This is a genomic window from Pseudonocardia nantongensis (genome assembly GCF_046546495.1).
Taxonomy (GTDB): domain Bacteria; phylum Actinomycetota; class Actinomycetes; order Mycobacteriales; family Pseudonocardiaceae; genus Pseudonocardia; species Pseudonocardia nantongensis.
In genome coordinates, this window is sequence record NZ_JBKGXT010000030.1 from 22,740 (window position 1) to 48,728 (window position 25,989).

Here is a 25,989-nt window from a genome sequence, read left to right on the forward strand (position 1 = left end):
GGGTAGAACGGGTGGGCGCCCGAGCGTGAGAGTCGCCACCCCGGCCCGGGCGGGCGGACCCCCCGGACGGTGCGGAAGGATCGTCAGCCGTGACGGAGTTCGCCGTATGGGCCCCCGACCGGAACCGGGTCAGCGTCGTGATCGGCGACGACCGGGTGCCGCTGCAGCCGGCCCCGGGCGGCTGGTGGCGCGCCGAGCTGCCCGACCACGGGCACGGCACCGATTACGCCTTCCTGCTCGACGACGAGTCGGGCGGGTGGGAGGGGGCACTGCCCGACCCGCGGTCGCGCTGGCAGCCGCGCGGCGTGCACGGCCGTTCCCGGGTCTACGACCACGACGCGTTCTGGTGGACCGACGACGCCTGGACCGGCCGCACCCTGGCCGGCTCGGTGCTCTACGAGTGCCACATCGGGACGGTCACCGACGAGGGCACCTTCGACGCCGCCATCGGCCGGCTCGACCACCTGGTCTCGCTCGGGATCGACCTGATCGAGCTACTGCCGATCAACGCCGTCGACGGCCCGGTGAACTGGGGCTACGACGGCGTCGGCTGGTACGCGGTGACCGGGAACTACGGCGGCCCGGACGCGTTCAAGCGGTTCGTCGACGCCGCGCACGCTCGCGGCCTGGGCGTCGTCCTCGACGTCGTCTACAACCACCTGGGCCCGTCGGGGGCCTATCTGGACCGGTACGGCCCGTACTTCGCCGGCTCGAACATCTGGGGGCCGTCACTGAACCTGGACGGCCCCGGATCGGACGAGGTCCGCCGCTACGTGATCGACAACGCGCTGATGTGGCTGCGCGACTTCCACGTCGACGGGCTGCGGATCGACGCGGTGCACGCGCTGCGCGACACCCGCGCCCAGCACGTCCTCGAGCAGCTGGCCGTCGAGGTCGCCGCGCTGGAGTGCCACGTCGGGCGGCCGCTGTCGCTGATCGCCGAGTCCGACCTCAACGACCCGAAGCTGATCACCGCCCGGGAGGGCGGCGGGTACGGCCTGACCGCCCAGTGGTGCGACGACGTGCACCACGCACTGCACGCGGTGCTCACCGGCGAGGACCAGGGCTACTACGGCGACTTCGCCGAGGCCGGGCTGAACGGGCTGGCGCACGTGCTGACCCGCGGGTTCCTGCACGAGGGGACCTGGTCGTCGTTCCGCGGGCGCAGTCACGGGGCGCCGCTCGACACCGCGCGGATCCCGGGCAGCCGGCTGGTCACCTACCTGCAGAACCACGACCAGATCGGGAACCGGGCCACCGGCGACCGGCTCACCCAGACGCTCTCCCCCGGTCTGCTGGCCTGCGGCGCGGCGCTGCTGTTCACGTCGGGCTTCACCCCGATGCTGTTCATGGGCGACGAGTGGGGCGCGCGGACACCGTGGCAGTTCTTCTCCCGGTTCGACGACCCGGCGCTGCAGCAGGCGGTCCGCGACGGGCGGCGCAGCGAGTTCGCCGAGCACGGCTGGTCGGACGCCGACGAGGTTCCGGACCCGAATGCGGCGTCGACCTTCACCGACTCCACGCTGGACTGGTCCGAGCCGGAGCAGGAGCCGCACGCCACCCTGCTGCGGATGCACCAGGAGCTGATCGCGCTGCGCCGGGCCTGGCCGGAGCTGTCCGACCCGTGGCTGGACGCCGTCGGTGTCGACGTGCACGAGCAGGCCCGCACGCTGGTGATCGCCCGCGGCTCGATGCGGATCGTGGTCAACCTCGGCGCCGAGCCGGTGACGCTCTCGCTCGGCGCGACGATCACCCGGATCCTGCTGGCGTCCGAGCCGACCCGCAGCGACGACGACTCGTTCACCGTCCCCGCCGAGGCGTTCGCCATCTGCCGCATCGCGATCTGACCGGCCGCGAGGGTCAGGGCCGCTTGTGCGGCATGACCAGCTCGGCGGTGTCGACGTGCACCGGCCACGGTGCCGCGGCCTCACCGCTCTCGCGCGGGCCCAGGTCCGTGGCCGGGACGTACTCCCCGCTCGCCGGATCCAGGCGGAAGGCCTGCAGCCGCGGCCCGTCGTCGACCCGCCAGAAGAACGGGACCCCCTGCTCGGCGTAGACACCCGGCTTGGCGCGACGGTCGAGGGTCACCGACGACGGCGACACCACCTCGACCACCAGGAGCACACCGCCCGGGTCGTAGCCGAAGTCGTGGTACGGGGTGCCCTGGTACACGACGGTCAGGTCCGGCACGTAGAGGCGCCGCAGTCCGGTGTGCACCCCCACGTTCTGCAGGAGATAGACATCGTCGGGAGCGCTGGCTCGGAGCACGTCGCAGACGACGCCCGTCCGCCACGCGTGATCGTCGCTCGGTGGAGGGACCACGTGCACCACCCCGTCGTGCAGCTCACGACGCAGGCCGTCGTCCGGTTCGAACCGCAGGTCGGCGGCCGTACGCGGCTCGTACTGATGTGGTGCCGCCATCGCCGACCTCCCCGCGGGTTCGTCGGCCGGATACTACGCGGCCGCGACCACTCGCCAGGAGTGATCGCGGCCGGCAGGGTGCTGCGGAGGCTCAGATGAGGCCGAGCTTCTGCACCGCCTCGCGCTCCTCGACCAGCTCGGCGACGCTCGCGTCGATCTTGCCGCGGGAGAAGTCGTCGATCTCCAGGCCCTGGACGATCTTCCAGGAGCCGTTCTCCGAGGTGACCGGGAACGAGGAGATGATGCCTTCCGGCACGCCGTAGGAGCCGTCCGACGGGATCGCCGCCGAGGTCCAGTCGCCGGCCGGGGTGCCGTTGACCCAGTCGTGGACGTGGTCGATCGCGGCGTTCGCGGCCGACGCGGCCGAGGACGCGCCCCGGGCCTCGATGATCGCGGCGCCGCGCTTGGCGACGGTCGGGATGAAGTCGTTCTCCAGCCAGTCCCGCTCGACCTGCTCGGCGGCGGTCTTGCCGTTCACCTCGGCGTGGAACAGGTCCGGGTACTGGGTGGCGGAGTGGTTGCCCCAGATCGTGAGCTTCGTGATCTCGTCCAGCTCGACGTCCAGCTTCTTGGCCAGCTGGGCCAGCGCGCGGTTGTGGTCGAGCCGGGTCATCGCGGTGAACCGCTCGGCCGGCACGTCCGGCGCGGAGGCCTGGGCGATCAGGGAGTTGGTGTTGGCCGGGTTGCCCACGGCCAGCACGCGGATGTCGCTCGCGGCACCGGCGTTGATGGCCTTGCCCTGCGGGCCGAAGATGCCGCCGTTGGCCTCGAGCAGGTCGCCACGCTCCATGCCCTTGGTGCGGGGGCGGGCGCCGACCAGCAGCGCGACGTTCGCGCCGGAGAACGCGGCGGTGGCGTCGTCGTGGATGTCGATGCCGCGCAGCAGCGGGAACGCGCAGTCGTCGAGCTCCATCGCGGTGCCCTCGGCCGCCTTCACGGCCTGCGGGATCTCCAGCAGGTTCAGCTTGACCGGGGTGTCGGGCCCCAGCAGCTGCCCGGAGGCGATCCGGAAGAGCAGCGCGTAACCGATCTGGCCAGCGGCTCCGGTGACGGTGACGGAAACGGGGGTAGCAGACACGTCGCGGACCCTAGCCCGCTCGCCCGGAACGCGCCGCGACGGGGAGCACACGGATCGCTCCAGGTGGTGCGAAGCACAGCAGCAGGGCCCCCGGCACCGACCGCTGGTGTATCGTTGGTGTATGGCACGCACCAATATCGAGCTGGACGAGGAGCTCGTCGCCGAGGTGATGCACCGCTACGCCCTGCGTACCAAGCGGGAGGCCGTCGACCTGGCCTTACGTCGGCTGGTGGGGCCGCGCTTGTCGCCGGATTTCCTCGCCGGCCTGGAGGGCATCGGCTGGGACGGTGACCTCGACACGGCTCGCAGCTCCGACGTGGCCGAGATCTAGGTGCCCGACGCGTACGACGTGCCGTACCTGGTCGATTCCTCGGCCTGGATCGAGTACCTGCGCGCCACCGGCTCGCCGGCGAACGCGGAGGTGCGGCGGCTCCTGCGGACCGAACCGGAACGGGTCGCGACAACCGAACCCGTGATCATGGAGTTGCTTGCCGGCGCCTCCGACGCCGCCGTATTCGACAAGCTGGCGACGCTGACGTCGGGACTGCGCCAGCTGTCCCTCACACCGATGGTCGACTTCCACACGGCTGCGACGGCCTACCGCTCGGCACGGACCGGCGGTCGCACGGTTCGCAAGCTCCTCGACTGCGTGATCGCCGCGGTGGCGGTGCGGACCGGCGCCGTCCTGGTGCACCGGGACCGGGACTTCGATGAACTGGCCGAGGTCCTGCCCGACCTGTGTGTCGTGTCGTTGCGCTGACGCTCGCCGTACCGGACGTCGTCTGGCACATCGTCCGTCCCGAGCGCCTACCCTGCCGTCATGGCTGTGCAGCCGCGACCGGCCCGCGTCGAGGACGTGCACGCACTGGCCCTCGGCATGCCGCACGTGACCGTCGAGCGCGGGCCGAAGGGCAACGCGGTCTACCAGGTCGGGCGGAAGTCGTTCGTCTTCTTCCGCACCCCGCGGCCGGACGCCACCGACCCGGAGACCGGCGAGCGCCATCCGGACGTGATCGTGTTCTGGGTGGAGTCCGAGGCCGACAAGCTGGCGCTGGTCCAGGACCGGAGCACGCCGTTCTTCACGACCGCGCACTTCGACGGCCACCTCTCGGTGCTGGTGCGCGCGTCCCGGCTCGGTGAGCTGGGACGCGACGAGCTGGCGGAGATCGTGCAGGACGCCTGGCTCGCCCGGGCCTCGCCCCGCCGGCGGGATGCCTGGCTGGCCGAGCATCCGCCCGGGTAGCGGCCGCGCTGCTCCCGAGGTCCCGGGCTGCGGATCGCCGTGGACCCGAGCAGGGTCGGCGGAGGACCGCGCGTCCCGGCGGGGCCGGGAAGGGAGGACACCGTGAGCGAGCACGACGATCCCGGACCCCGGCCCGACCCGGGCGACGCACCCGGCGGTCGTCCGCCGTCCTGGCAGGGCGCGCCCGGCTACTCCGGGTTCGAGCCGGAGCGGTTCCCGCCGCACGCCCCGATGCCCGGCGCCCCGCCGTACCCGCCGGGCACCGAGCCGGAGCGCGCCGCGGTGTCCGACCGGCGTCCCGGACGGCCGGGCCTCGCCACGGTGCTGCCCCGTTGCGCGGCCGCGTCCGCGGGCTGGGTGGCGGTCGCGCTGCTGCTCGCGCTGGTCACCGGGGTGCCGTCCTGGCCGCTGCGGCTGCTCGCGCTGGCGCTGCCGTGGGTGCTGACGGTTGCCGCGCTCACCATCCCGGCACGGCGCGGCGCCCCCGGCCCCGGGCTGCTGGTCGCGCTGGCGTTCGCCCCGTTCTGGGTGCTGCACGCCATCGCCGTCGGCCTCCTCGGCTGGTGACGCTCCGGCTCCCCCGCGCCCCGGGACACCGCTGCCACGCCCGAGGGGCACCCTCGGGGCACCGGCAGAGACGAGGGTGCCCCTCGGGACACACCGGGATACGGGGTGCCCGAGCAACGGCCGGGTCAGCCGGCCGGGGCGATGTTGGCGTTGCGGTGCAGCACGTTGTCCGGGTCGTAGCACGCCTTGATCGCCGCGAGCCGCTCGTACTTCTCGTCGCCGTAGGTGGCGCGGATGCGGCCGGAGTCGTCGCCCATCATCGAGTTCACGTAGACGCCGGCCCGAACAAGTGCGGCGCCAGCGCGGCGTGTGTCCCCCGCACCCAGTCCCGCTCCGCCGGCAGGCCCGCGGCGTCCGGGGACAGCCCGACCAGGAACATCCCCAGCCGGGGGCTGCGGCCGCCGCCGAACGCGGTGGCGTCGTCGTCCACGGCCGAGTACGCACCGTCGAGGGTGTAGAGGTGCACCACCGTCATCGGCGAGACCTTGCGCGCCACCTGTGTGCTCAGCACCTCGATCGCCGCGTCGGTGAGCCCGGGCAGGTAGCCGCCCTTCTCGTAGCAGTGCACGCCCCAGTCGCTCGCCTCGTCGAACATCTGCTGCAGCGCGGTGAAGGGCATCGGCGTGCAGAACTCGAACAGCGGATCGAGGTCGGCGGCGCGGATCCGGTCCTGCACCGCCTCGGCGTCGTGGTCCGGCTGCGCACCGATGGTGCCGATCACCACGAGTGCCCAGCCGGGCCGGAACACCACGTCCTCGGGGACGAAGGGGGCGGGTGGGGCGTTCAGCGCGACGATCTGGAACCCGACCGTCGGAGGCAGGCCGGGGATCAGGTCCCGAGCCAGCCGCAGCACCGCGGGCCCGTCGTCGAGACCGAAGAAGAACATCCCGAACGAGATCATCGGGCCGACCGGGACCAGCGAGAAGTCGAACTCGGTGACGATCCCGAAGTTGCCCCCGCCACCGCGCAGCGCCCAGAACAGGTCGGGATGCTCGTCCGCCGACGCCCGCACGACCCGGCCGTCGGCCAGCACGACCTCCGCGGCGAGCAGGTGGTCGATCGTCAGCCCGCAGCGCCGGGTCAGCCACCCCATCCCACCCCCGAGGGTGATCCCGCCGATGCCGGTGTGCCCGATCTCGCCGACCGGTACGGCGAGCCCGTGCTCCTGGGTGGCGGCGTCCAGCTCCCGCAGCAACGCCCCGCCGCCGACCCGCACCCGCCGGGCCACCGGATCGACGACGACCGCGTTCAGCGCCCGGAGGTCGATCACCAGGGTGTCGTTCCCGGCCGAGAACCCGGCCGCGTTGTGTGCCCCGCCGCGCACCGAGACCTCCAGCCCGTGCTCGCGGGCGTACCCGAGGGCGACGACCACGTCCGGCACGTCGGCGCACTGCGCCACCAGCGCCGGGCGGTCGCCGATCGCGGCGTTCCAGACCCGGCGGGCCTCGTCGTAACCGGGCTCCCCCGGGACGACGACGGTGCCGTACAGCCGTGCGCGCAGGTCCCCGGTGTGGTCGACGGTGGCGGTCATGGTGGCCTCCCGGCCGGGGGCGGAGGTTCGTCCCCCGCCGCGGTCGGCCCACCGTGGCGCCGCGCGACGACCGTGTCACGGGGCAACCCCGGGATTTCGCCACGGTTGACGACGCGCCGCGAGCCACGGTGGGCCGGACGGCGCAGCCCCGTACCACCGGTGCGCGGGCTACCGGATCAGTCCCGGCGACGGGAGTCGATCACCCCGGTGTTGAACCCGGCCAGATGCAGCCCGCCTGCGAACCGCGCGTGCTCGACCTTGAGGCAGCGGTCCATCACGACCTCCATGCCGCCGGCCTCCGCGCGAGCGGCCAGATCGGCGTCGAACAGGCCGAACTGCAGCCAGAACGTCCGCGGACGGGGGTCCAGCGCGAGGACGTCGTCGAGGACGCTGCCGAGGTCCTCCGGCTTCCGGAACACGTCGACCAGGTCCGGCACCACCGGAAGCGCGTCCAGCGACGGGTAGACCGGCCGGCCGAGGATCTCGTCGGCGTTCGGGTTGACGAAGTACACCTCGAAACCGGTGGAGGCCAGCAGGTAGGTGGCGACGAAGTTGCTGGCCCGCGCCGGGTTCGCCGACGCACCGACCACCGCGACCGTCGTCGTGTCGCGGAGGATCTGCTGACGCTGCCAGGCGGGCGGGTTCTCCCAGGTGGTGGCTCCGGTGGCGGTCATCAGCCCTCCTTCGTCGCGGCCGCGAGGGCCTGGTCGAGATCCCAGATGATGTCGTCCGGATCCTCCAGGCCGACCGAGAGCCGGATCAGGTCCTCGGGCACCCCGGCCTGCTCGAGCTGGGCAGGGGTGAGCTGCTGGTGGGTCGTCGAGCCGGGGTGCAGCACCAGGGTCCGGGCGTCGCCGACATTGGCCAGGTGGCTGCACATCCGCACCGACTCGATGAACCGGGAGCCGGCCGTCCGGCTACCGGCTATGCCGAACGAGAACACTGCGCCCGGGCCCTGGGGCAGGTAGCGCCGCGCCCGCTCGTGGTGCGGGTGCGAGGCCAGCCCGGGGTAGCGCACGTAGGCCACCCGCTCGTCGGCCTCCAGCCACTCGGCGACCCGCTGCGCGTTCGCGACGTGCTGGTCCATCCGGCCCGGCAGCGTCTCCACGCCCTGCATCAGCAGGAACGCCGAGTGCGCCGACAGCGTGGCGCCGACGTCGCGCAGCTGCTCGGCGCGCAGCTTGGTGAGGAACCCCAGCTCCTGGAAGTTGCCCCACCAGCTCAGCCCGCCGTAGGACGGCACCGGCTCGGTCATGCCGGGGAAGTTGCCGTTGCCCCAGTCGAACGTGCCGGCCTCGATCACGACGCCGCCGAGGGTGGTCCCGTGCCCGCCGAGGAACTTCGTCACCGAGTGGATCACGATGTCGGCACCGTGCTCGAACGGCCGGCACAGGTACGGTGTAGCCAGCGTCGCGTCGATGATCAGCGGCAGCCCGCGGGCGTGCGCGACCTCGGCCAGCCCGGCGATGTCGGCGACCTCGCCGCCGGGGTTGGACACCACCTCGGCGAACACGAACTTCGTCTGCTCGGTGATCGCGGCGGCGTAGTCGGCGGGATCGGTCCCGGGCACGAACGTGGTGTCCACCCCGAACCGGCGCAACGTCACGTCGAGCTGGGTGATCGTGCCGCCGTAGAGCCCGGCCGCGGCGACCACGTGGTCCCCCGCCCCGGCCAGCGCGGCGAAGGTCAGGAACTCGGCGGCCTGGCCGCTGGCCGTGCAGACCGCGCCGATGCCGCCCTCCAGGCTGGCCAGGCGCTCCTCCAGCGAGGAGACCGTCGGGTTCGCGATCCGGGAGTAGATCAGCCCGTACTTCTGCAACGCGAACAGCGCCGCCGCGTCGTCGGTGTCCCGGAAGACGTAGCTGGTGGTCTGGTGGATCGGGACCGCCCGCGATCCGGTGGCCGCGTCCGGCACCGTGCCGGCGTGCACCGCCCGGGTACGGAAGCCCCAGGCCCGATCCTGCTGCTGGCTCTCGCTCACCTCACCCATCCTGCCCCCTTCGGTCCGGCCGCGACGCGCGGTACGGTTCCAGATCACTCCACCAAACGGTTGGGAGGTGTCCGGATGGCCTCGGTGCACGACCCGGTCCGGGTGGGCGGCCTGCTCCGCCCGCACCGCCTGTTCGTCCCGCCCCACGGCGGCGGGCGCGGTTCGCTGCTCGGCTCCCCCGAGCAGTTCGAGAAGCACTGTGCCTACTGGCTGGCCCGGGTCCGCGGCGGGATCGGCTGGGTCGGCGGCGGCCCCGGCTACGTCCGGCACCCGCTCGTCCCCGGGTTCGAGTCCGCCGGGGTCGGCGCGCACACCGCGGGCCTGTTCCGGCACTCCCGCTACGCCGAACGCCAGGGCGAGCTGTCCCGGCGGATCCACGCCGCAGGCGGGGTCGCGACCGTCCAGCTGGTGCTGCAGGGCGGCCTGCCGCTGGTGCCCTCGGCGACGCTGTCCGGGCACGTCGCGCACGCCGCCGGGCACGTGCTCAGCGGCGAGGAGATCGCCTGGCTGGTCGCCGAGTACGCCGAGTCGGCCGCGCTCGCGGTGGACGCCGGCGCGGACGTCGTCGAGCTGCACGCCGGGCACGACGACCTGCTGCAGTGGTTCCTGTCGCCGCGCACCAACCGGCGCACCGACGAGTGGGGCGGGTCGGCGGACCGCAGGCTGCGGCTGCTCCGCGAGGTGTGCGCGGCGATCCGGGCCCGGGTGCCCGGCCCGCTCGTGCTCGGCCTGCGACTCACCCTCGACGAGCGCATCGAGGGCGGCTACGGGGCCGCCGACTGCTGCGCGATGATCGAGTCGCTCACCGCCGACGGTGCCGCCGACTACTTCTCGGTCGACGTCGGCAGCAACTGGGGCGCGCCCAGCTACGTCCCCACCGCCGTGCACGACGACGCGGAGTGGGCCGCCGACGCGGCCGCGGCCACCGCCGCGACCCCGCTCCCGGTGGGCTACGTCGGCCGGGTGCCGGACGTCGCCACCGCCGACCGGATCGTCGCCGCCGGCCAGGCCGACCTGGTCGGCGTGGTCCGCGCGGCGATCGCCGACCCGGACCTGCTCGCCGACGCCCGGGCCGGGGCCCCGGAACGGACCCGCCCCTGCATCGTGCTCAACGACTGCATCGACCGGGTCACCGGTGCCGGGCTGCCGTTCGCCTGCGGGGTCAACCCGGACGCCGGCCACGAGCACCTCGCGCCGCCGGACCCGGCCACGAGACCGTCCTCGGTGCTGGTCGTCGGCGGCGGCCCGGCCGGGACCGAGTTCGCCGCGCAGGCCGCGCGGCGCGGGCACCGGGTGCGGCTGCTGGAGCGGGCGGACGAGCTGGGCGGCCGGCTCGCGCTCGCCGCCCGGGCCCGGGCGAACCGGCGTTACCGGCTGTGGCTCGACTGGCAGCGACGGCGGCTCGACGAGCTGGGGGTGCGGGTGCAGACCGGCACCGCGGCCGACGCGGGCACCGTGCTCGACGCCGGCGCCGACGTCGTCGCGCTGGCCACCGGGGCCGGGCCGCGGCTCCCGGATGGTGCGGCCGGCGCCGTACCGGAGGGCCCGCCGCTGGTCCGGGCCGAGGACGTGCTCGCCGGGTCGGCCGTCCCGGGCCGGCGGGTCGTGGTCGTCGCCGAGGACGACTCCGGGGTACCGCTGGTCCTCGCCGACCACCTCGCCGGCGCCGGGCACGAGGTGCGCCTGGTGCACGGCTCCCCCGCGCCGTCGCCGGACCTGGGCCGTTACTCGAACGGCTCGCTGCTGGCCCGCCTCGACGAGTGCGGCGCCCGGACGGAACCGATGACCCGGCTCACCGGGACCGTGCCCGGCGGGGTCCGGGTCGCGCACACCTACAGCGGCCGGGAGCGGGTGCTCGAGGGCGTCGACACGGTGGTGCTGGCCTGCGGGACGGTCGCCGACGACGCGCTGCACCGGGAACTGTCCGGCCGGGCCGGCGGGCTGCACCTGCTCGGCGACGCCTACGCGCCGCGCGGGATCGCCGCCGCCACCCGCCAGGCGTGGGCGCTGGCCCGCACGCTCGACGAGCGGAGCGAGGGGTGGCTACCGTCAGCGGCATGATCGACGAACGGCCGCGCGGGCCGCGCCCCGGGCCCACCGGATGAGGCTCGACGCCCGGCTGCGGGACTCCCTCGACGCCGCGGCCCGCGACATCCGGGTCTGCGAGGAGATCGGCTTCGACGGCGCCTGGAACGGCGAGAACCGGGCCGACGCGTTCCTGCCGCTCGCGCTGGCCGCCGAGCACTCGTCGCGGATCCGGATCGGCCCGTCGGTGGCGATCGCGTTCGCCCGCACCCCGATGACGGTCGCCTACCCGGCCTGGGACCTGCAACGCTTCTCCGGCGGACGGCTGGTGCTGGGCCTGGGCAGCCAGGTCCGCCCGCACGTGACCCGGCGGTTCTCGATGCCGTGGTCGCGCCCGGCAGCGCGGATGCGCGAGTTCGTGACGGCGCTGCGGGCGATCTGGCGGACCTGGGAGACCGGGGAGCCGCTGGCGCACCGCGGCGAGTTCTACGAGCACTCGCTGATGACGCCGGCGTTCACCCCGCCGTCGAACCCGCACGGCCCGCCGGCGGTGTTCCTCGCCGCGGTCGGCCCGCACATGCTGCGAGTGGCCGCCGAGGTCGCCGACGGCCTGTTCGTGCACCCGTTCTGCACCGCCCGCTACCTGCGCGAGGTGGTCCTGCCGCAGGTGCGCGCGCACCGCCCCGCAGGCGCGGCGCCGCTGGAGATCGCGCTCTCGCCGTTCGTCGCGTTCGACGACGCCGACCTGGCGCAGGTCCGCCGGCGGATCGCGTTCTACGGCTCCACCCCGGCCTACCGCCCGGTGCTGGAGCAGCACGACCGCGGCCCGCTGCAGGACGAGCTGAACCGGCTGTCCAAACAGGGCCGGTGGGATGACATGGCGGGCCTCGTCGACGACGAGCTGGTGGACGCGATGTGCGCCACTGGTGACCCGGCCGGCGTCGCCGCGGGCCTGCGCGAGCGCTGGGGCGGCTCGGCGGACCGGCTGCGGTTCACCCTGCCCGGCGAGCTCCCGCCGCCGGAGCGGTTCGCCGACCTGGTGACGGCGCTGCGCGGTGCCGAGGACCGCGCGGAGCACGGACCGGGCTGAGCGGAGCCCGGGCCGTGCTCACAGGTGCTCGCGCAGGAACGTCAGCACCCGCCGGGTGGCGTCGGTGGCGGACGGCTCGTGGTACTCGGCGTGCAGCGGTGACCGCTTCGCGAGCGCACCCTTCGTCCCCGGCGTGCGGGTCATGAACGAGTGCCCGGCGTCGGGGTAGGTCCGCACGTCGTGCGGGACGCCGCGCTCGGCGAGGTCGGCCTCCAGGCGTTCCGGGTAGCCGTCGCGGAACTCCAGGTCCCGGGCCCCGAAGCTGGCCACCACCGGGCAGACCGGCTGCACCGAGGCCGCGGCGCGACCGTAGAACGGCACGCTGACCCGGTAGAGCCCGGTCGCGCCGAGCAGCAGCGCGAACCCGCCGCCCATGCAGAACCCGATCGCACCGATCCGGTCGGCGTCCACCGTGGGCTGTCCGGCCAGCCAGCGCCGCGCCGACTCGCAGTCGCCCAGCGCCGCCCCCTTCCCGGTGAGCATCGTGCGCATGGTCGAGGCCACGCACAGCGGCGTCGCCCGGCCGCGGGCGAACAGGTCCGGGATCAGCACCGTGTAGCCCTCGCGAGCCAGCTCGCGGGCGATCCGGCGCATCTCCGCCGTCATCCCGAACGCCTCGTAGATCATCACCAGCGCGGGGTGCGGGCCGTCGCCCTCCGGGCGGGCGAGGAAGCCGGGTAGCGTGCCGCCGTTGACGCTGGGGATCGCGACGTCCGCCTCGATCGTCATCGGGTCTCCTTCCGGGAGGGGACCCGGACCAGGCCCTCCTGCATGGTCGTCGCGACGTGCTGGCCGTCGGCGGTGAAGAACTGTCCCCCGGCAAGGCCGCGCCCACCGGACGCCGCGGGCGACCGGCACGAGTACAGCAGCCACTCGTCGGCACGGAACGGCCCGTGGAACCACATGGCGTGGTCCAGGCTGGCCATCTGCAGCCTCCCGGACGGGGGGTCGTGCCGGGCCACCACGGAACCGAGCAGGGTGAGGTCGCTGGCGTAGGTGAGCAGGCAGACGTGCAGCAGCCGGTCCCCGGGCAGGGTGCCGTCGGCGCGCATCCAGAGCCGCATCGGCTCGTCGGAGGCCGTGGTGCGGTGCGGCGACCCGATCGGCTCGTCGATCAGCCGGATGTCCAGCGGGCGGGGCAGGTCGGCCATCCAGTCGCCGTCACCGCGCAGGGCGCGGGTGCCGAGGTCGTCGATCTCGTCCGGCGCGGGGACGCCCGGCGGCATCGGCTCGGAGTGCACCAGCCCCTCCTGCGGGAGCTGGAACGACGCGGACAGCGAGAAGATCGCCTCGCCGCGCTGGATGGCGAGCACTCGGCGGGTGGTGAAGGAGCGGCCGTCGCGGACCCGCTCGGTCTCGTAGACGATCGGGATCCGCGGGTCCCCGGGCCGGATGAAGTACGCGTGCAGCGAGTGCACGCCCCGGTCCTCCGGCACGGTCCGGCCGGCGGCGACCAGCGCCTGCCCGGCGACCTGGCCGCCGAACACCCGGGGCAGCGACTCCGGCGGGCTCACCCCGCGGAACAGGTTGTCCTCGAGCCGCTCCAGGTCCAGCAGGGCGACCAGGTCGTCGAGGACGGCCTGGCCGCGTGGCTTGCCGTCGGCGGCGCTCTCCGGGGCGGGGACGGGGTCGGCACTCACGGGCGGTGAGTCTGCCAGTCCCGGCCCTCGTCGCCGCCGTGCAGGCATGCCGGGATCAGGTGAGGTCGTCCTCACCGAGCCGGTGCACCCGGATCAGGTTGGTCGAGCCGACCGTGGAGGGCGGCGACCCGGCCACGATCACGACCAGGTCCCCCGGCTTGAACCGGCCGATCGACAGGATCGCGTGGTCGACCTGGCGGACCATCGCATCCGTCGTCTCCACCTGGTCGACCAGGAACGTCTCCACACCCCAGGTCATCGCCAGCTGGCTGCGCACCGCCGGCTCCGGGGTGAACGCCAGCAGCGGCAGCCGGGTGTGCAGCCGCGACAGCCGCCGCACCGTGTCCCCGGACTGGGAGAACGCCACCAGCGCCCGCGCCGAGAGCCGCTCCCCGATGTCACGGGCGGCATACGACAGCACACCCCGCTTGGTACGCGGCACGTGGTTCAGCGGCGGCACCGTCGCCGGGCCGGCCTCGACCGCCTCGACGATCTCGGCCATCGTCCGCACCGTCTTGATCGGGTACCGGCCGACGCTGGTCTCGCCGGAGAGCATCACGGCGTCGGTGCCGTCCAGCACCGCGTTCGCGACGTCCGAGGCCTCGGCCCGGGTCGGACGCGAGCTGGAGATCATCGAGTCCAGCATCTGGGTGGCCACGATGACCGGCTTGGCGTTCTCCCTGGCGATCTGGATGGCCCGCTTCTGCACCAGCGGCACGTTCTGCAGCGGCAGCTCGACACCCAGGTCACCGCGGGCGACCATGATCCCGTCGAAGGCCAGCACGACGGCCTCGAGGTTGTCGACGGCCTCGGGCTTCTCCAGCTTGGCGACCACCGGGACCCGGCCGTACCCGGAGCTGTCCATGATCTTGTGCACCAGGTCGACGTCGGCCGGGCTGCGCACGAACGACAGCGCGATCACGTCCACCCGCATCGCCATCGCGAACTCCAGGTCGGCGATGTCCTTGTCGGTCAGCGCCGGCACCGAGATGTTCATCCCCGGCAGGGACAGGCCCTTGTTGTCGCTGACCGGGCCGCCCTCGGTGACCCGGCAGACCACGTCGTCACCCTCGACGGCCACCACCCGCAGGCCGACCTTGCCGTCGTCGACCAGCAGCCGGTCGTCGACGCTCGCGTCCTCGGCGAGACCCTTGTAGGTCGTCGACACCCGGTCGTGGGTGCCGACCACGTCCTCGACGGTGATCCGCACCTCCTCGCCGGTGCGCCACTCGGTCGGGCCGTCCTTGAAACGCCCCAGCCGGATCTTCGGGCCCTGCAGGTCGCCGAGGATGCCCACCGCACGCCCGGTGGCGTCGGCCGCCTCGCGGACCATCGTGTAGACCCGCTCGTGGTCCTCGCGGTCGCCGTGACTGAAGTTGAGGCGGGCCACGTCCATACCCGCGTCGACGAGGTCCCGGATCCCGTCCGGCGTCGCGGTGGCCGGGCCGATGGTGCAAACGATCTTGGTACGACGCGTCACGCCGACCAGCCTAGCCCCGCTCTGGAACGATCAGGTTGTGGGCACGCGGCCGGTCGGTGGCCGGTCGGGGTGGAGCAGGCACCGGCAGACTGGACCGGTGCGCGCACTCCCCTTCGGCCTCGCGGTCCTGCTCAGCCTGGTGGTGCTGTTCCTGCCGGCCTCCGGTGTCCCGTCGTCCCCGCCGGGCACCGACAAGGTGGTGCACCTGCTGCTGTTCGCGGTGCTCGCGGTGACCGCCCGGACGGCCGGATGGCGGGCGGCGCCGGTGCTGGCCGGGCTCCTCGGCTACGCCGCGCTGTCCGAGGTGCTGCAGGCGCTGCTGCCGCTGGGGCGCAGCGGGGACGTCCTGGACGGGCTGGTCGACGTGGCCGGCGCGCTGCTCGGGGTGGGCGTGTCCGCGCTCGTGCTGCGGTACCGGGACCGTCGGGTCGCGGCCGGGCGGTCCGGCGGCTGAGGGACTCCGGCGGCTGGGGCCCCGGCCGGCCGGTCCGGCGGGCGGCTCACCCGGACGACGGTCGTTCGGCGGCACCGGTGGCGAACCGGCCGACGGTGCCGGCGATCGCGGTCGTGTAGCGCTCCAGCAGGGTCCGGTTCACGTTGCTCAGATCGTCGCAGGCGGAGTGGTAGCAGCGGTCGAAGACCTCACCGGCCTGCCCGCCCCAGGCCCGGGCCTGCTCCGGGGTCTTGCGGTCGGCGTCGCCGGTGAGCGCCCCGCCGGTCGGGATCCCGGCCTCGACGAACGGGGCGTCGTCGTCCCCGACGAACGGGATCGTCTCAGCCGTGACACCGGTCGCGGAGAGTTCCTCAGTCAGGGTGCGGGCGACCGTCGCGGACCCGGGCGGCCCGGTCTCCGACCTGCCGTCGCCGGCCCCGCCCTGCACGAAGTAGCCGCCGTTCGGCGAGCCGAGCATGTCCGCGTTGAGGTAGAGCAGGATCGCGTCCCGCTCGGCACCGGACAGCCCGTCGACGTAGCCGGTCGAGCCCTGCAGGTTGTCCTCCTCGGAGCCCCAGAAGGCGAACCGGACGGCGTTGTCGATCTCCGGCGAGCCGCCCAGCCGGGTGGCGGTCTCCAGCAGCGCGGCGACGCCGGTGCCGTCGTCGTTGATGCCCGGGCCGTCCTCGACCGAGTCGAGGTGCGCGCCCGTCACGACCACGGCGCCCGGGTCCCCGGTGCGGGTCTGGGCGACCACGTTGCGCAGGGTGGTGTCGTCGTCGACCTCGTAGGTCGGGGTGCTGACGTCGAACCCGGCGGCGCGCAGCTCGCCGGCCACGTGGTCGACGCTGCGCTCGTAGCCCGGGGTGCCGGAGGCCCGGGTGCCGCCGCTGTCGTCGGCGATCCGCTGCAGCGCCTCGAGCTGCGCGACCGCCCCGTCGAGGGTGACCGCGTCGGCGAGCTGCCGGGCCTGCGGGGTCGGCGGCGGCCCCGTGGGCGCGGCGGGCGCGGTGGCCGCGGTGCATCCGGTGAGGGCCAGTGCCGCCACGAGCCCGGTGACCAACCGCCAGCGGGCACCCGTGGCGGTGCGGCGTCGTCGTGTGCGCGTCATGCCGTGGGTTCGCCCGCGGGCCGGTCCCGGTTCACGGCGACAGGGTGCCACGAACCGCTCGTGGTCGGGCCGTCAGCGCCGCGGCGCGTCGGTGGGACCGACGTGGTCGGCCAGCCACTCGGTGACCGGTACGGCGGCGCGCCAGACGGTCCGGACCCGGTCGCGGGCACGCGGGCCGTGCAGCACGTCGTCCGGGGCCCAACGCCGCGACACGTACAAACCCTTGTGCCGCAGCAGCTCCAGCCGTGGGTGGTCCGGATCGGTGCCGCGCGGGCGGGTCTTGAGCTGCTCCCCGCCGACGGTCAGTCCGGCCGCCAGGGCGTCGGCGAGGCGGGCCCGCAGGTCCTCGCCGCGACGTTCGTCGTCGACGGCGGTCCGGTAGCGGGCGATCTGGTCGGGCGCCATCGCGTAGTAGCCGCCGGCGGCCAGCATCCCCTCGGACGAGACCTCGACGTAGAACGGCGCGGTGAAGCCGCCGCAGTGCGTCTTGTACGGCGTCTTGTCGGCGGAGAACCGCACGTCCCGGTACGGCCGGAACACCTTGCCCGGGCCGAACTCGGGTTCCAGGTCGGTGAGCAGGGCGAGCATCGGTGCCCGGACGTCGGCCTCGTAGGTCGCGCGGTGGTCGGTCCAGTACGCCTTGGAGTTGTCGGCGAGCAGGCCGTCGTAGAACTCGACGGCACCCTCGCCGAAGCCGGCGAAGGCGCTCATGCCTGGTCGCGGGCTGGTCCGTCGGCGGTGGCTCCGGGTTCGGGGTCGGGTGGCCGGATCCCCTCGCGGCCCCGCGGGGCCAGTGCGATGTAGGCGACCGCGCCGACGAAGACCACCGCGGACACCACCACGTTGATCCGCAGGTCGCCGAGCACCCGGGTCGCCTCGTCGGTGCGCATCATCTCGATGAAGAACCGGCCGAGCGTGTACCCCGCGACGTACACGGCGAACGCCCGCCCGTGGCCGAGCCGGAACCGCCGGTCGGCCCACACCACGAGCGCCGCGACGAGAAGGTTCCACAGCAGCTCGTAGAGGAACGTCGGGTGGACCAGCATGACCGGCGTCGGGTCCAGCGCGACACCGCCGATCTGGTCCTCGGCCCCGGTCGCCGGGTCCACCCGGCGGTAGATCTCCAGGGCCCAGGGCAGCGTCGTCGGGCCGCCGTAGAGCTCCTGGTTGAACCAGTTGCCCAGCCGGCCGACCGCCTGCGCGACGACGATGCCGGGGGCCACCGCGTCGGCGAACAGCGGCAGCGGGAGCCCGCGCCGCCGGCAGCCGATCCAGGCCCCGACCCCGCCGAGCGCGACCGCGCCCCAGATGCCGAGGCCGCCGTTCCAGATCTCCAGCGCGCCCAGCGGGTCACCACCGGGCCCGAAGTAGGTCCGCCAGTCGGTGGCGAGGTGGTAGAGCCGGCCGCCGACCAGCCCGAACGGCACCGCCCAGACGGCGATGTCGAGCACGGTCCCCGGCTCGCCGCCACGAGCGACCAGCCGGCGCTCGCCCCACCAGAGGGCGACGGCGATGCCGGCGATGATGCAGAGCGCGTAGGCCCGGATCGGGATCGGCCCGAGGTGCCAGACGCCGCGGTCCGGGCTCGGGAACGAGGCCGGAATCGTGACCGGGAGCGTGGCGGCGAGCTGGGTGATCATCTTCTCTGCGCGGTGCCGCTCAGCCGCCGGCCCGGCTGCAGGACGGGTGGAAGCCCGCCGCGACCAGCCCGCGGACGGCGGCGGCCGGGTCGCCGCTGGTCACCAGGCCCTCGCCGACGAGCACCGCGTCCGCGCCCCAGCCGGCGTAGGCGAGCAGGTCACCGGGACCGCGCACGCCGGACTCGGCAACCTTGAGCACCCCGGACGGCAGGCCGGGCGCGATCTCGCCGAACACCGACCGGTTCACCTCGAGGGTGTGCAGGTTGCGCGAGTTGACGCCGATGAGCTTCGCCCCGGCCTCCAGCGCGCGGTCGCACTCCTCCTCGGTGTGCACCTCGACCAGCGGGGTCATGCCCAGCGACTCGATCCGGTCCAGCAGCGACTCCAGCACCGGCTGCTCGAGCGCCGCGACGATCAGCAGGACGACGTCGGCGCCGTGCGCGCGGGCCTCGTGCACCTGGTACGGGGTGACGATGAAGTCCTTGCGCAGCAGCGGTGTGTCCACCCGGGCGCGGACGGCGTCGAGGTCGGCGAGCGAGCCGCCGAACCGGCGCTGCTCGGTGAGCACGCTGATCACCCGGGCACCGCCGTCGGCGTAGATCGAGGCCAGCTCGGCGGGTTCGGTGATCTCAGCGAGCGCGCCCTTCGACGGGCTGGACCGCTTCACCTCGGCGATCACGCCGACGCCCGGCTCGCGCAACGCGGCCATCGCGTCCCGGGGCGGCGGCGCCGCCCCGGCCAGCCGCTTGATCTCCGCCAGGTCGACGGCCCTCTCCCGCTCGGCCAGATCCTCGCGCACGCCGTCCACGATGGACTCCAGGACGCTCGGCACACCGCCGTTGCCGTTGCCGTTGTGCCCGCCCACGGTGCCCACTGCGTCGACTCCTCCTCCGCTCGCGCGTCGCCCGGTCGCCGACGCCATGCTAGTTCTCCCCCTCGCGCGGACCCACGGTCGGGTCACCGCCGGCGTCGAGGTGTTCCCACGCCGCCCGGTCCGGGTCCGACGACGGCGCGGCCTGCGCCCCCGGTGCCGCGTAGCGCGACCCCAGCTTCGGCAGCCGCGGCTCGCGGACCACCAGCAGCACCGCCGCGGCCAGCGCGACGACCGCGCCGGCGACGGCGAGCCACGGCGCGGCCGTGCCGGCGACCGCGCCGACCCCCTCCGGGGCGCTCGGGGTGTTCAGCCCGGCCCGGGCCGAGGCGAGCTCGGCCGGCGTCGGCGGGACGGCGACCAGGCGCAGGCTCAGCACGGCGGCGGCGATCCCGGCCAGGCCGACCAGCACCCCGAGCACCCGGCGGGCGATGCCGGACAGCGCGACCAGCGCCGCGACGGCGGCCGCCAGCAGGGCCGCGACCGCGGCCAGCGTGGGCTGCAGCTGCGTCCCAGTCGCCGCGGCCGACACGGTGCCCCGGGTCGCGGTCGGCACGTCGACGGTGAACCAGGTCAGCGAGCCTGCGCCCCACAGCGCCGCCGCGCCGGCCAGCAGGCCGAGCACGATCAGGCCCAGCGCGCGCCGGTCGTCGCGGGCCGGGGCCTCCGGTGCCGCCCCGGTCACGCGGACCCCGGTTCCTGCAGGGAGCCCGCCGCGGCGACGGCGGACAGCACGGCGCGGGCCTTGTTGAGGCACTCGGTGTCCTCGGCGGCCGGGTCCGAGTCGGCGACGATCCCGCCGCCTGCCTGCACGTAGGCCGTCCCGTTCCGGATCATCGCGGTCCGGATGGCGATCGCGGTGTCGGCGTTCCCGGCGAAGTCCAGGTAGCCGACGATGCCGCCGTAGAGCCCGCGCCGGGTCGGCTCCAGCCGGTCGATCACCTGCATCGCGCGCACCTTGGGCGCGCCGGACAGCGTCCCGGCCGGGAAGCAGGCGACCACCGCGTCGAACGCGGTGCGGTCCCCGCGCAGCAGCCCGGTGACGGTCGAGACCAGATGCATGACGTGGCTGTACCGCTCGACCGAGAAGAAGTTGTGCACCTTCACCGAGCCCGGCTCGCAGACCCGGCCGAGGTCGTTGCGGCCCAGGTCGACCAGCATCAGGTGCTCGGCACGCTCCTTCTCGTCGCCGCGCAGCTCCTTCTCCAGCAGCTGGTCCTCGGACTCGGTGGCCCCGCGCCACCGGGTGCCCGCGATCGGGTGCGTGGTCGCGCGCCCGTCCAGCACGCTGACCAGCGCCTCCGGGCTGGAACCGACGATCGAGAACGGCGGTCCGCCGGCCGCGTCCTCCAGCTGCAGCAGGTACATGTACGGGCTCGGGTTGGTGGTGCGCAGCACCCGGTAGACCTCGAGCGGGTCGGCGGCGCACGGCATCTCGAAGCGCTGCGAGAGCACGATCTGGAACGCCTCACCGGCCCGGATCTGCTCCTTGGCCTCCTCGATCACCGCGTGGTGCTCGGCCGGGGTGCGGCGCCGGGTGAACTCCGGTTCGCCCGGCCGGTACACCGCCACCGTGCTCGGCGACGGCGCCGCCAGCTCCCCGGTCATCCGCTCCAGCCGGGCGACGGCGTCGTCGTAGGCCGCATCGACGCGCTCGTCGGTGGCGTCCCAGTTGATCGCGTTCGCGATCAGCGTGACGGTGCCCTCGTGGTGGTCCAGCGCGGCCAGGTCGGTGGCCAGCAGCATGACCAGCTCGGGGAGCTGCAGGTCGTCGACGGCCGGGTCGTCCGGGTCGGCGATCCGCTCGACCCGGCGGACGGCGTCGTAGCCGAGGTAGCCGACCATCCCGCCGGTCAGCGGGGGCAGCCCGGGCAGCGGCTCGGAGTGCAGCTCGGTGACGACCGTGCGCAGCGCCTCCAGCGGGTCGCCGCTGGTCGGCAGCCCCTCCGGGACCTCGCCGGTCCAGCGCAGCTCGCCGTCGACGGCGGTCAGCGCGGCGGCGCTTCGGGCCCCCACGAACGACCAGCGCGACCAGGACCGGCCGTTCTCCGCCGACTCCAGCAGGAAGGTGCCGGGGCGGTATCGAGGCTCGCTCCCCCTCCGCTCCGCTCGGTCCCCGGCGAGCTTGCGGTACACCCCGACCGGCGTCTCGTCGTCGGCGAGCAGGCGGCGGGTCACCGGGATGACCCGGTGCGCGCCGGCGAGCTCGCGGAACTCCTCGCGGGTGGGGGTCACCGTTCCGAGAGCGGCGGACGCCGGTACGGACGTGGTGCTGGTCATGGCCGCCATTCTCCCCGACGGTGACGGGCGTCCTCGGGCGGGTGAAGATGGGCCGCATGAGCGCTTCGCCGAGCTCCGAGGACCCGCCGCGCCGCCGCCGGGGACGCCGCGCCGGGGGCGCCGACACCCGCGCCGGGCTGCTGGCCGCGGCCCGCGCGGAGTTCGCCGAGCGCGGCTTCGACGGGGCCACCGTCCGGCGGATCGCGGAGCGGGCCGGGGTGGACCCGGCGATGGTCAACCACTGGTTCGGCGGCAAGGAGGCGCTGTTCACCGCGACCCTGGACATCCCGCTGGACCCGGCGGTCATCCGGAACGAGGTGCTGCCGGGGGACCCGGACGAGATCGGCCGGCGGATCGTGCGCCGGTTCCTGCGAATCTGGGACACCGCGGGGAACGGCGGTGCGATGGCGGTCCTGCTGCGCAGCGTCACCACGCACGACGTCGCGGCCCGGATGCTGCGCGAGTTCGTCACCCGGGCGCTCCTGCGACCGGTGGTGGAGCGGGTGGCCCCGGACCGGCACTCCGAGCGGGGCGCGATGGTGGCCTCGCAGCTGATCGGGCTCGCCATGATCCGGTACGTGCTGCGGCTGGAGCCGCTGGCCTCGGCACCGGAGGACGAGGTGGTGGAGGCGATCGCGCCCACCGTGCAGCGTTACCTGACCGGGAACCTGGGGTCGACGAACCCGGACTCGTAGGCGGCGACGACCGCTTGCGTCCGGTCCCGGGAGCCGGTCTTCGCCAGCACCCCGGCGACGTGGGTCTTCACCGTCTGCACGCCCAGGTACAGCTCCGCGGCGATCTCGGCGTTGGACAGGCCCCGGGCCATCAGGCGCAGCACCTCGCCCTCGCGCGCGGTCAGCCCGGTGCCGGCCAGCCGGTCCCCGCCGCCCGGGGCGAACCCGGCCACCAGCTCGCGGACCGCGGCCGGGAACAGCAGCGACTCCCCCGCCGCGACGGTGTGCACGGCCCGCACGATCTCCCGGGGCGGGGTCCGCTTGAGCACGAACCCGGACGCCCCGGCGCGCAGCGCGTCGTAGACGTAGCGGTCGTGCCCGAAGGTGGTCAGGACCAGCACCCGCGCCGGGTCCGGCCGCCGCACCAGGTCCCGGGTGGCGGTGATGCCGTCCACGCCGGGCATCCGGACGTCCATCAGCACCACGTCCGGACGGTGCCGGGCGACCAGCCCGGGCACCTCGGCGCCGTCGGTGCCCTCGCCGAGCACGGTGATGCCGGGATCGGCGTCGAGCACGGCGCGGAGGCCGGTGCGGACCAGCTCCTCGTCATCGACCAGCAGCACCCCGGTGCTCATGTCCCCTCCCTCGCCACCCCGTCGTCGCCCGTCCTACCCCGACTCCCCGCGGGCGTCCTCCCGCCGCGCCGGAGCGGCGGGGCCGGTGGTCCGGTCGGCCCAGCCGGATCGGGCACCGGGTGGGTCGGCCGGGTCGATCGGTGTCGCGGGCTCGGCCGGGAAGCCGGCGTGCAGGACCCAGCGATCGCCGTCCGGGCCGGCACCGAGGGTGCCGCCGAGCAGCGCGGCCCGCTCCCGCGCACCGGCCAGGCCGCGCCCGCCGCGGGCACCCCGTGCAGCCCGCCCGCACGCGTTGGCGATCCACAGGTCCAGGCCGGCCCCGGTGCGGCGCAGGCGCAGCTCGACCGGTCCCGGCCCGGCGTGGCGCAGTGCGTTGGTCAGCCCCTCCTGCACGAGCCGGTAGACCTCCCGGGACACCGCCGCCGGGACGCCCGCCGCGGAGTCCACCTCGGACCGCAGGTCGAGCCCGGCCGTGCGCGCCGAGTCGAGCAGGGACTCCAGCGACCCGAGGTCGCGTACCGGCTCCGGGGCGTCGTCGTCCTCGCGGAGCAGGCCGAGCACGTGGTCGAGGTCGTCGAGCGCCCCGCGGCCGGTCTCCGCGATCGCCTCGAGCGCGCGGCGGACGAACGCCGGGTCGGTGGCGAGCACCTCGGCGGCCGCCCCCGCCTGCATGGTGCTGACCGTGAGCGCGTGCCCGACCGAGTCGTGCAGCTCGCGGGCCAGCCGGGTGCGCTCGGCCTGCCGGTCGGCGCGGCGCCGCGCGGCCACCAGCTCCTCGGCGAGCTCGGCGGCGCGACGTCGGCCGGGGTCCGGCCCGAGGAACCACGGGACCAGCCGCGCCTGCAGCGCCCCGGCGGCGACCAGCAGCGCGAGCGTCACCGGGACCAGCAGCAGGGCCAGCGGCGGCGCCCACCAGGCCGCGGTACCGGTCGGCAGTGGTGGGTAGCGTTCGAAGGGGGTGGCGATCAGCGCGACCGTCATCGGCACCGCGAGCAGCACGGCCGTCGCGGCCACCGCGCCGAACGCGGCGCACACCACGAGCCATCCCGCCGCACGGACCCGCGTCCCGAACGGGACCGTAGCCGCGGGGGGCTCGTCCGGAAGGTCGGCGTCGAGCAGCGCGCGGGCCGCCGCGACCAGCAGCTCCCGCACGCCGGGCAGGACCGTCACCCCGGCGGCGATCAGCACCACCGGGACCGTCAGACCGATCATCGCTCCGGTGCCCGTGCCGCCGGCGGCCGTGAGCACCAGCACCCATCCGGCACCCAGGTAGGGCAGCAGCGCCACCGCACCCAGCAGCACGTGCAGCACGCGGCGGTAGGTCCGGGCCGACAGCACCGACCGGGCCGACCCTGCCCACCGGGCCGACCCTGCCCACCGCGCCCGCCGCGATCCCCCCCACGCGACGATCGTCGCAGAAGCGGCCGCCCGGACGTCCCCTCTCGAGAGGGAGGCCGTCCACCCGCCGGCGGGAGGTCCCGGCACGCACGGGCCGCCAGCCTCGCTGTCATGACCACAGACGCCATGACCACAGACAGCAGGACCCCGGACACCAGGGCCGGCACGCTCACCACCCGACGGGTGCTCGGCGGTGTCGCCGCCCTCGCGACCCTCCCCTACGTCTCGATGAAGATCGCCTGGCTGGCCGGGAACCCGGTCGGCGTCCTCGACCCGCAGATCCTCGAGGGCGCGGGGGTGCCGGTGATGAACGCGATCACCGTGCTGCTCGACCTGTGTGTCGTCGCGCTCGCGGTGGCGCTGGGCAGCCGAGCGGCCCGGCGGCTGCCCGCGCCGGCGGTCCTGCTGCCCGCCTGGGTGGCGACCGGGCTGCTCGTCCCGATCGCGCTCGTGTCGCTGCCGATGACGCTCGCACTCCCCACCCCGGACGAGCCCGGGATGGCCGCCTGGGTACACCCGATGGTCTACACCGGGTTCACCGTGCAGGGAGCCTGCCTGCTGGCGGCGTTCGCGCTGTACGCCCGCGACCGCTGGGGAGCCCGGCTCGCGGACGCGTCCCCGGCGTCGGACGCGGTGCGGCCGCTGCTGCGTGCGGTCGTCGGTGGCGGCGCCGTGACCGCGGTACTCGCCGCCGGCCTGCGGGTCCTCGGCGGTGCGCTCACCGGTGAGCCGATCGCGCTGGTCCCGGCCACGGTGACCGCGGCGCTGACCCTGGCCGGGGCCGCCGGGGTGCTGGCGCTGGCCGCGGGCCGCTCGGGCACGGCCCTGGTGACGACGGCCTGGATCGGGAGCGCGGTGGCGTTCGCCGACGGGCTCTACGCCACCGCGATCACGATGGGGGCGACCGAGCTGTCGGTGGGCGCCGGATCGCCCGCCGCCGGGATCGCGCACGTCGCGGGGCTGCTGGCCGGGTTCGCGCTGGCCGTCGCCGGGCTGCTGGCGGTGTCGGGGTCCGCGCGGCCCTCTCGTACACAATCCAGCTGGCCGGCGCGCCACAACGCACACATCGACTGTTGAGTCGCGGCGGCACTCGCTCTATCTTGTACACAATCACGAGGAGGTGTGCGGGTGGTGGAGAGGACCCTTCCCGCCCGGCCGGGCCCGGCCGGCGGTGCGCAGGCCGTGGACCGGGTGCACGCCGTGCTCCGGGCCGAGATCCTCGACGGCGCCCGCCCGGCCGGCTCCCGGCTGCGCGAGGAGGAGATCGCCGAGGCGCAGGGCACCAGCCGGACCCCCGTCCGCGAGGCGATCCGCCGTCTCGCCGGCGACGGCCTGGCCGTCCTCGCGCCCCGCCGCGGCGCCGAGGTCGTCGCCTGGGACGAGGAGGACCTCGACGAGCTCTTCGACCTGCGGGTCCTGCTCGAGGGGCACGCCGCCGCCCGCGCCGCGACCTCGGGCCGGGCCGACACCGCCCGGCTGTACGAGCTCTGCGACCGGATGGAGGCGCTGCACCGCCCGGCCGGTGACCAGGACTACGCGGAGATCACCCGGTTGAACCTGGCGCTGCACCGCGAGGTGCACCGCGCGGGCGGACGGCGGGTGCTGCCCGACCTCGTCGCCCGGGTCGTCGAGGGCCCGCTGGTGCAGAGCACGCTGCGCCGCTACTCCCCCGACCGCCTCGACCGCAGCTTCGCCCAGCACCGCGACCTCGTCGCCGCGATCGAGGCGGGGGACGCCGAGTGGGCCCGCGCCGTGATGACCGCCCACCTGCGTGCCGCCCGGGAAGTCGTCCGGGCCGCCGTGTCCGTACCGGCGGGGCACGTACCGGCGGGGCACGTACAGACGGGGCCCGGGTCGACCGGGCCCGGACCGACCTGACCGA

At 74.6% G+C, this 25,989-nt stretch carries 28 protein-coding genes; 11 read left to right on the forward strand and 17 right to left on the reverse strand.

What is annotated here, in order from left to right:
* Window positions 1-89: 89 nt before the first annotated feature.
* Window positions 90-1,847 carry a malto-oligosyltrehalose trehalohydrolase gene (gene treZ, locus ACLFMI_RS24860; protein WP_410950377.1) on the forward strand — a complete coding sequence of 586 codons (1,758 nt, stop codon included), beginning with the start codon at window positions 90-92 and terminating at the stop codon, window positions 1,845-1,847.
* Window positions 1,848-1,860: 13 nt separating this feature from the next.
* Here the strand turns inward: treZ and ACLFMI_RS24865 are convergent, their stop codons facing one another.
* Both ACLFMI_RS24865 and ACLFMI_RS24870 read right to left on the reverse strand, forming a co-directional pair.
* The gene (locus tag ACLFMI_RS24865; RefSeq protein WP_410950378.1) at window positions 1,861-2,421 is read right to left on the reverse strand and encodes a Uma2 family endonuclease; all 561 of its coding nucleotides are present in this window, start codon (window positions 2,419-2,421) and stop codon (window positions 1,861-1,863) included.
* Window positions 2,422-2,512: 91 nt separating this feature from the next.
* Complete coding sequence (locus ACLFMI_RS24870) at window positions 2,513-3,499, reverse strand: malate dehydrogenase (RefSeq protein WP_410950379.1); 987 nt, start codon at window positions 3,497-3,499, stop codon at window positions 2,513-2,515.
* A gap of 121 nt (window positions 3,500-3,620) precedes the next feature.
* Between ACLFMI_RS24870 and ACLFMI_RS24875 the strand changes: the two genes are divergently transcribed.
* The 4 genes from ACLFMI_RS24875 to ACLFMI_RS24890 all read left to right on the forward strand — a co-directional run bounded on the left by ACLFMI_RS24875 (window position 3,621) and on the right by ACLFMI_RS24890 (window position 5,309).
* Entirely contained in the window at window positions 3,621-3,830 is a 210-nt protein-coding gene (locus ACLFMI_RS24875) for a type II toxin-antitoxin system VapB family antitoxin (protein WP_410950380.1), read from the forward strand.
* Entirely contained in the window at window positions 3,831-4,259 is a 429-nt protein-coding gene (gene vapC / locus ACLFMI_RS24880) for a type II toxin-antitoxin system VapC family toxin (protein WP_410950381.1), read from the forward strand.
* Window positions 4,260-4,319: 60 nt separating this feature from the next.
* Entirely contained in the window at window positions 4,320-4,742 is a 423-nt protein-coding gene (locus ACLFMI_RS24885; protein WP_410950382.1) for an MmcQ/YjbR family DNA-binding protein, read from the forward strand.
* A gap of 102 nt (window positions 4,743-4,844) precedes the next feature.
* Window positions 4,845-5,309, forward strand: coding sequence for a hypothetical protein (locus tag ACLFMI_RS24890; RefSeq protein ID WP_410950383.1), 465 nt, complete (start codon window positions 4,845-4,847; stop codon window positions 5,307-5,309).
* A 125-nt stretch (window positions 5,310-5,434) separates the two neighbouring features.
* Here ACLFMI_RS24890 and ACLFMI_RS24895 read toward each other — a convergent pair whose 3' ends face one another.
* The 4 genes from ACLFMI_RS24895 to ACLFMI_RS24910 all read right to left on the reverse strand — a co-directional run bounded on the left by ACLFMI_RS24895 (window position 5,435) and on the right by ACLFMI_RS24910 (window position 8,830).
* Entirely contained in the window at window positions 5,435-5,569 is a 135-nt protein-coding gene (locus tag ACLFMI_RS24895; protein WP_410950419.1) for a BBE domain-containing protein, read from the reverse strand.
* A 5-nt stretch (window positions 5,570-5,574) separates the two neighbouring features.
* The gene (locus ACLFMI_RS24900) at window positions 5,575-6,840 is read right to left on the reverse strand and encodes an FAD-binding oxidoreductase (RefSeq protein WP_410950384.1); all 1,266 of its coding nucleotides are present in this window, start codon (window positions 6,838-6,840) and stop codon (window positions 5,575-5,577) included.
* 176 nt (window positions 6,841-7,016) lie between these two features.
* Complete coding sequence (locus ACLFMI_RS24905; RefSeq protein ID WP_410950385.1) at window positions 7,017-7,514, reverse strand: CoA-binding protein; 498 nt, start codon at window positions 7,512-7,514, stop codon at window positions 7,017-7,019.
* Window positions 7,514-8,830, reverse strand: coding sequence for an O-acetylhomoserine aminocarboxypropyltransferase/cysteine synthase family protein (locus ACLFMI_RS24910; protein ID WP_410950386.1), 1,317 nt, complete (start codon window positions 8,828-8,830; stop codon window positions 7,514-7,516). Before ACLFMI_RS24910 ends, ACLFMI_RS24905 begins: the two co-directional genes overlap by 1 nt.
* Window positions 8,831-8,905: 75 nt before the next feature.
* On the opposite strand from ACLFMI_RS24910, the gene ACLFMI_RS24915 reads away from it, so the two are divergent.
* Both ACLFMI_RS24915 and ACLFMI_RS24920 read left to right on the forward strand, forming a co-directional pair.
* Window positions 8,906-10,891 (forward strand): oxidoreductase, encoded by a 1,986-nt coding sequence (locus ACLFMI_RS24915; RefSeq protein ID WP_410950387.1) that lies wholly within the window; start codon window positions 8,906-8,908, stop codon window positions 10,889-10,891.
* A gap of 40 nt (window positions 10,892-10,931) precedes the next feature.
* The gene (locus ACLFMI_RS24920; protein WP_410950388.1) at window positions 10,932-11,945 is read left to right on the forward strand and encodes a TIGR03617 family F420-dependent LLM class oxidoreductase; all 1,014 of its coding nucleotides are present in this window, start codon (window positions 10,932-10,934) and stop codon (window positions 11,943-11,945) included.
* 18 nt (window positions 11,946-11,963) lie between these two features.
* On the opposite strand, the gene ACLFMI_RS24925 is transcribed toward ACLFMI_RS24920, so the two are convergent.
* Genes ACLFMI_RS24925 through pyk form a run of 3 tightly spaced genes read right to left on the reverse strand, consistent with a single transcriptional unit; the run spans window position 11,964 to window position 15,065 of the window.
* The gene (locus ACLFMI_RS24925; protein ID WP_410950389.1) at window positions 11,964-12,674 is read right to left on the reverse strand and encodes a dienelactone hydrolase family protein; all 711 of its coding nucleotides are present in this window, start codon (window positions 12,672-12,674) and stop codon (window positions 11,964-11,966) included.
* Window positions 12,671-13,585: an acyl-CoA thioesterase gene (locus ACLFMI_RS24930; RefSeq protein ID WP_410950390.1), complete on the reverse strand. Its 915-nt coding sequence runs from the start codon at window positions 13,583-13,585 to the stop codon at window positions 12,671-12,673. The genes ACLFMI_RS24925 and ACLFMI_RS24930 overlap by 4 nt, the downstream gene beginning before the upstream one ends.
* Window positions 13,586-13,640: 55 nt before the next feature.
* Entirely contained in the window at window positions 13,641-15,065 is a 1,425-nt protein-coding gene (gene pyk / locus ACLFMI_RS24935) for a pyruvate kinase (protein WP_410950391.1), read from the reverse strand.
* Between the two features lie 97 nt (window positions 15,066-15,162).
* On the opposite strand from pyk, the gene ACLFMI_RS24940 reads away from it, so the two are divergent.
* Window positions 15,163-15,519: a VanZ family protein gene (locus ACLFMI_RS24940; RefSeq protein WP_410950392.1), complete on the forward strand. Its 357-nt coding sequence runs from the start codon at window positions 15,163-15,165 to the stop codon at window positions 15,517-15,519.
* Window positions 15,520-15,565: 46 nt separating this feature from the next.
* Here the strand turns inward: ACLFMI_RS24940 and ACLFMI_RS24945 are convergent, their stop codons facing one another.
* The 6 genes from ACLFMI_RS24945 to ACLFMI_RS24970 all read right to left on the reverse strand — a co-directional run bounded on the left by ACLFMI_RS24945 (window position 15,566) and on the right by ACLFMI_RS24970 (window position 21,400).
* Complete coding sequence (locus ACLFMI_RS24945) at window positions 15,566-16,609, reverse strand: M20/M25/M40 family metallo-hydrolase (protein WP_410950393.1); 1,044 nt, start codon at window positions 16,607-16,609, stop codon at window positions 15,566-15,568.
* Between the two features lie 72 nt (window positions 16,610-16,681).
* Entirely contained in the window at window positions 16,682-17,320 is a 639-nt protein-coding gene (locus ACLFMI_RS24950; protein WP_410950394.1) for a DUF2461 domain-containing protein, read from the reverse strand.
* Entirely contained in the window at window positions 17,317-18,249 is a 933-nt protein-coding gene (lgt, locus tag ACLFMI_RS24955; RefSeq protein ID WP_410950395.1) for a prolipoprotein diacylglyceryl transferase, read from the reverse strand. Before lgt ends, ACLFMI_RS24950 begins: the two co-directional genes overlap by 4 nt.
* Before the next feature lie 19 nt (window positions 18,250-18,268).
* Entirely contained in the window at window positions 18,269-19,081 is an 813-nt protein-coding gene (gene trpC, locus ACLFMI_RS24960) for an indole-3-glycerol phosphate synthase TrpC (RefSeq protein ID WP_410950420.1), read from the reverse strand.
* 91 nt (window positions 19,082-19,172) lie between these two features.
* Window positions 19,173-19,805, reverse strand: a complete 633-nt coding sequence (locus ACLFMI_RS24965) for a Trp biosynthesis-associated membrane protein (protein ID WP_410950396.1) — start codon at window positions 19,803-19,805, stop codon at window positions 19,173-19,175.
* A complete protein-coding gene (locus ACLFMI_RS24970; protein ID WP_410950397.1) occupies window positions 19,802-21,400 on the reverse strand; it encodes an anthranilate synthase component I in 1,599 nt (532 codons plus the stop codon). The genes ACLFMI_RS24965 and ACLFMI_RS24970 overlap by 4 nt, the downstream gene beginning before the upstream one ends.
* Before the next feature lie 56 nt (window positions 21,401-21,456).
* Here ACLFMI_RS24970 and ACLFMI_RS24975 point away from each other — a divergent pair, with 56 nt between their 5' ends.
* Window positions 21,457-22,095: a TetR/AcrR family transcriptional regulator gene (locus tag ACLFMI_RS24975; RefSeq protein WP_410950398.1), complete on the forward strand. Its 639-nt coding sequence runs from the start codon at window positions 21,457-21,459 to the stop codon at window positions 22,093-22,095.
* Here ACLFMI_RS24975 and ACLFMI_RS24980 read toward each other — a convergent pair.
* Together ACLFMI_RS24980 and ACLFMI_RS24985 are read right to left on the reverse strand one after the other, a co-directional pair.
* Entirely contained in the window at window positions 22,053-22,709 is a 657-nt protein-coding gene (locus ACLFMI_RS24980) for a response regulator (protein ID WP_410950399.1), read from the reverse strand. The two genes, ACLFMI_RS24975 and ACLFMI_RS24980, sit on opposite strands and share 43 nt — an antisense overlap.
* A 33-nt stretch (window positions 22,710-22,742) precedes the next feature.
* Window positions 22,743-24,047, reverse strand: a complete 1,305-nt coding sequence (locus tag ACLFMI_RS24985; protein ID WP_410950400.1) for a sensor histidine kinase — start codon at window positions 24,045-24,047, stop codon at window positions 22,743-22,745.
* Window positions 24,048-24,218: 171 nt separating this feature from the next.
* Here ACLFMI_RS24985 and ACLFMI_RS24990 point away from each other — a divergent pair, with 171 nt between their 5' ends.
* Window positions 24,219-25,184: a hypothetical protein gene (locus tag ACLFMI_RS24990; protein WP_410950401.1), complete on the forward strand. Its 966-nt coding sequence runs from the start codon at window positions 24,219-24,221 to the stop codon at window positions 25,182-25,184.
* A gap of 51 nt (window positions 25,185-25,235) precedes the next feature.
* A complete protein-coding gene (locus ACLFMI_RS24995; RefSeq protein ID WP_410950402.1) occupies window positions 25,236-25,985 on the forward strand; it encodes a GntR family transcriptional regulator in 750 nt (249 codons plus the stop codon).
* Window positions 25,986-25,989: the final 4 nt, after the last annotated feature.

Coding starts and splice junctions, on each gene's coding strand:
- ACLFMI_RS24865 (WP_410950378.1), bottom strand. CDS start 2,421: ATGGCGGCACCACATCAGTACGAGCCGCGTACGGCCGCCGACCTGCGG.
- ACLFMI_RS24875 (WP_410950380.1), top strand. CDS start 3,621: ATGGCACGCACCAATATCGAGCTGGACGAGGAGCTCGTCGCCGAGGTG.
- ACLFMI_RS24885 (WP_410950382.1), top strand. CDS start 4,320: ATGGCTGTGCAGCCGCGACCGGCCCGCGTCGAGGACGTGCACGCACTG.
- ACLFMI_RS24895 (WP_410950419.1), bottom strand. CDS start 5,569: ATGATGGGCGACGACTCCGGCCGCATCCGCGCCACCTACGGCGACGAG.
- ACLFMI_RS24900 (WP_410950384.1), bottom strand. CDS start 6,840: ATGACCGCCACCGTCGACCACACCGGGGACCTGCGCGCACGGCTGTAC.
- ACLFMI_RS24905 (WP_410950385.1), bottom strand. CDS start 7,514: ATGACCGCCACCGGAGCCACCACCTGGGAGAACCCGCCCGCCTGGCAG.
- ACLFMI_RS24910 (WP_410950386.1), bottom strand. CDS start 8,830: ATGGGTGAGGTGAGCGAGAGCCAGCAGCAGGATCGGGCCTGGGGCTTC.
- ACLFMI_RS24915 (WP_410950387.1), top strand. CDS start 8,906: ATGGCCTCGGTGCACGACCCGGTCCGGGTGGGCGGCCTGCTCCGCCCG.
- ACLFMI_RS24920 (WP_410950388.1), top strand. CDS start 10,932: ATGAGGCTCGACGCCCGGCTGCGGGACTCCCTCGACGCCGCGGCCCGC.
- ACLFMI_RS24925 (WP_410950389.1), bottom strand. CDS start 12,674: ATGACGATCGAGGCGGACGTCGCGATCCCCAGCGTCAACGGCGGCACG.
- ACLFMI_RS24945 (WP_410950393.1), bottom strand. CDS start 16,609: ATGACGCGCACACGACGACGCCGCACCGCCACGGGTGCCCGCTGGCGG.
- ACLFMI_RS24950 (WP_410950394.1), bottom strand. CDS start 17,320: ATGAGCGCCTTCGCCGGCTTCGGCGAGGGTGCCGTCGAGTTCTACGAC.
- lgt (WP_410950395.1), bottom strand. CDS start 18,249: ATGATCACCCAGCTCGCCGCCACGCTCCCGGTCACGATTCCGGCCTCG.
- ACLFMI_RS24970 (WP_410950397.1), bottom strand. CDS start 21,400: ATGACCAGCACCACGTCCGTACCGGCGTCCGCCGCTCTCGGAACGGTG.
- ACLFMI_RS24975 (WP_410950398.1), top strand. CDS start 21,457: ATGAGCGCTTCGCCGAGCTCCGAGGACCCGCCGCGCCGCCGCCGGGGA.
- ACLFMI_RS24980 (WP_410950399.1), bottom strand. CDS start 22,709: ATGAGCACCGGGGTGCTGCTGGTCGATGACGAGGAGCTGGTCCGCACC.
- ACLFMI_RS24990 (WP_410950401.1), top strand. CDS start 24,219: ATGACCACAGACGCCATGACCACAGACAGCAGGACCCCGGACACCAGG.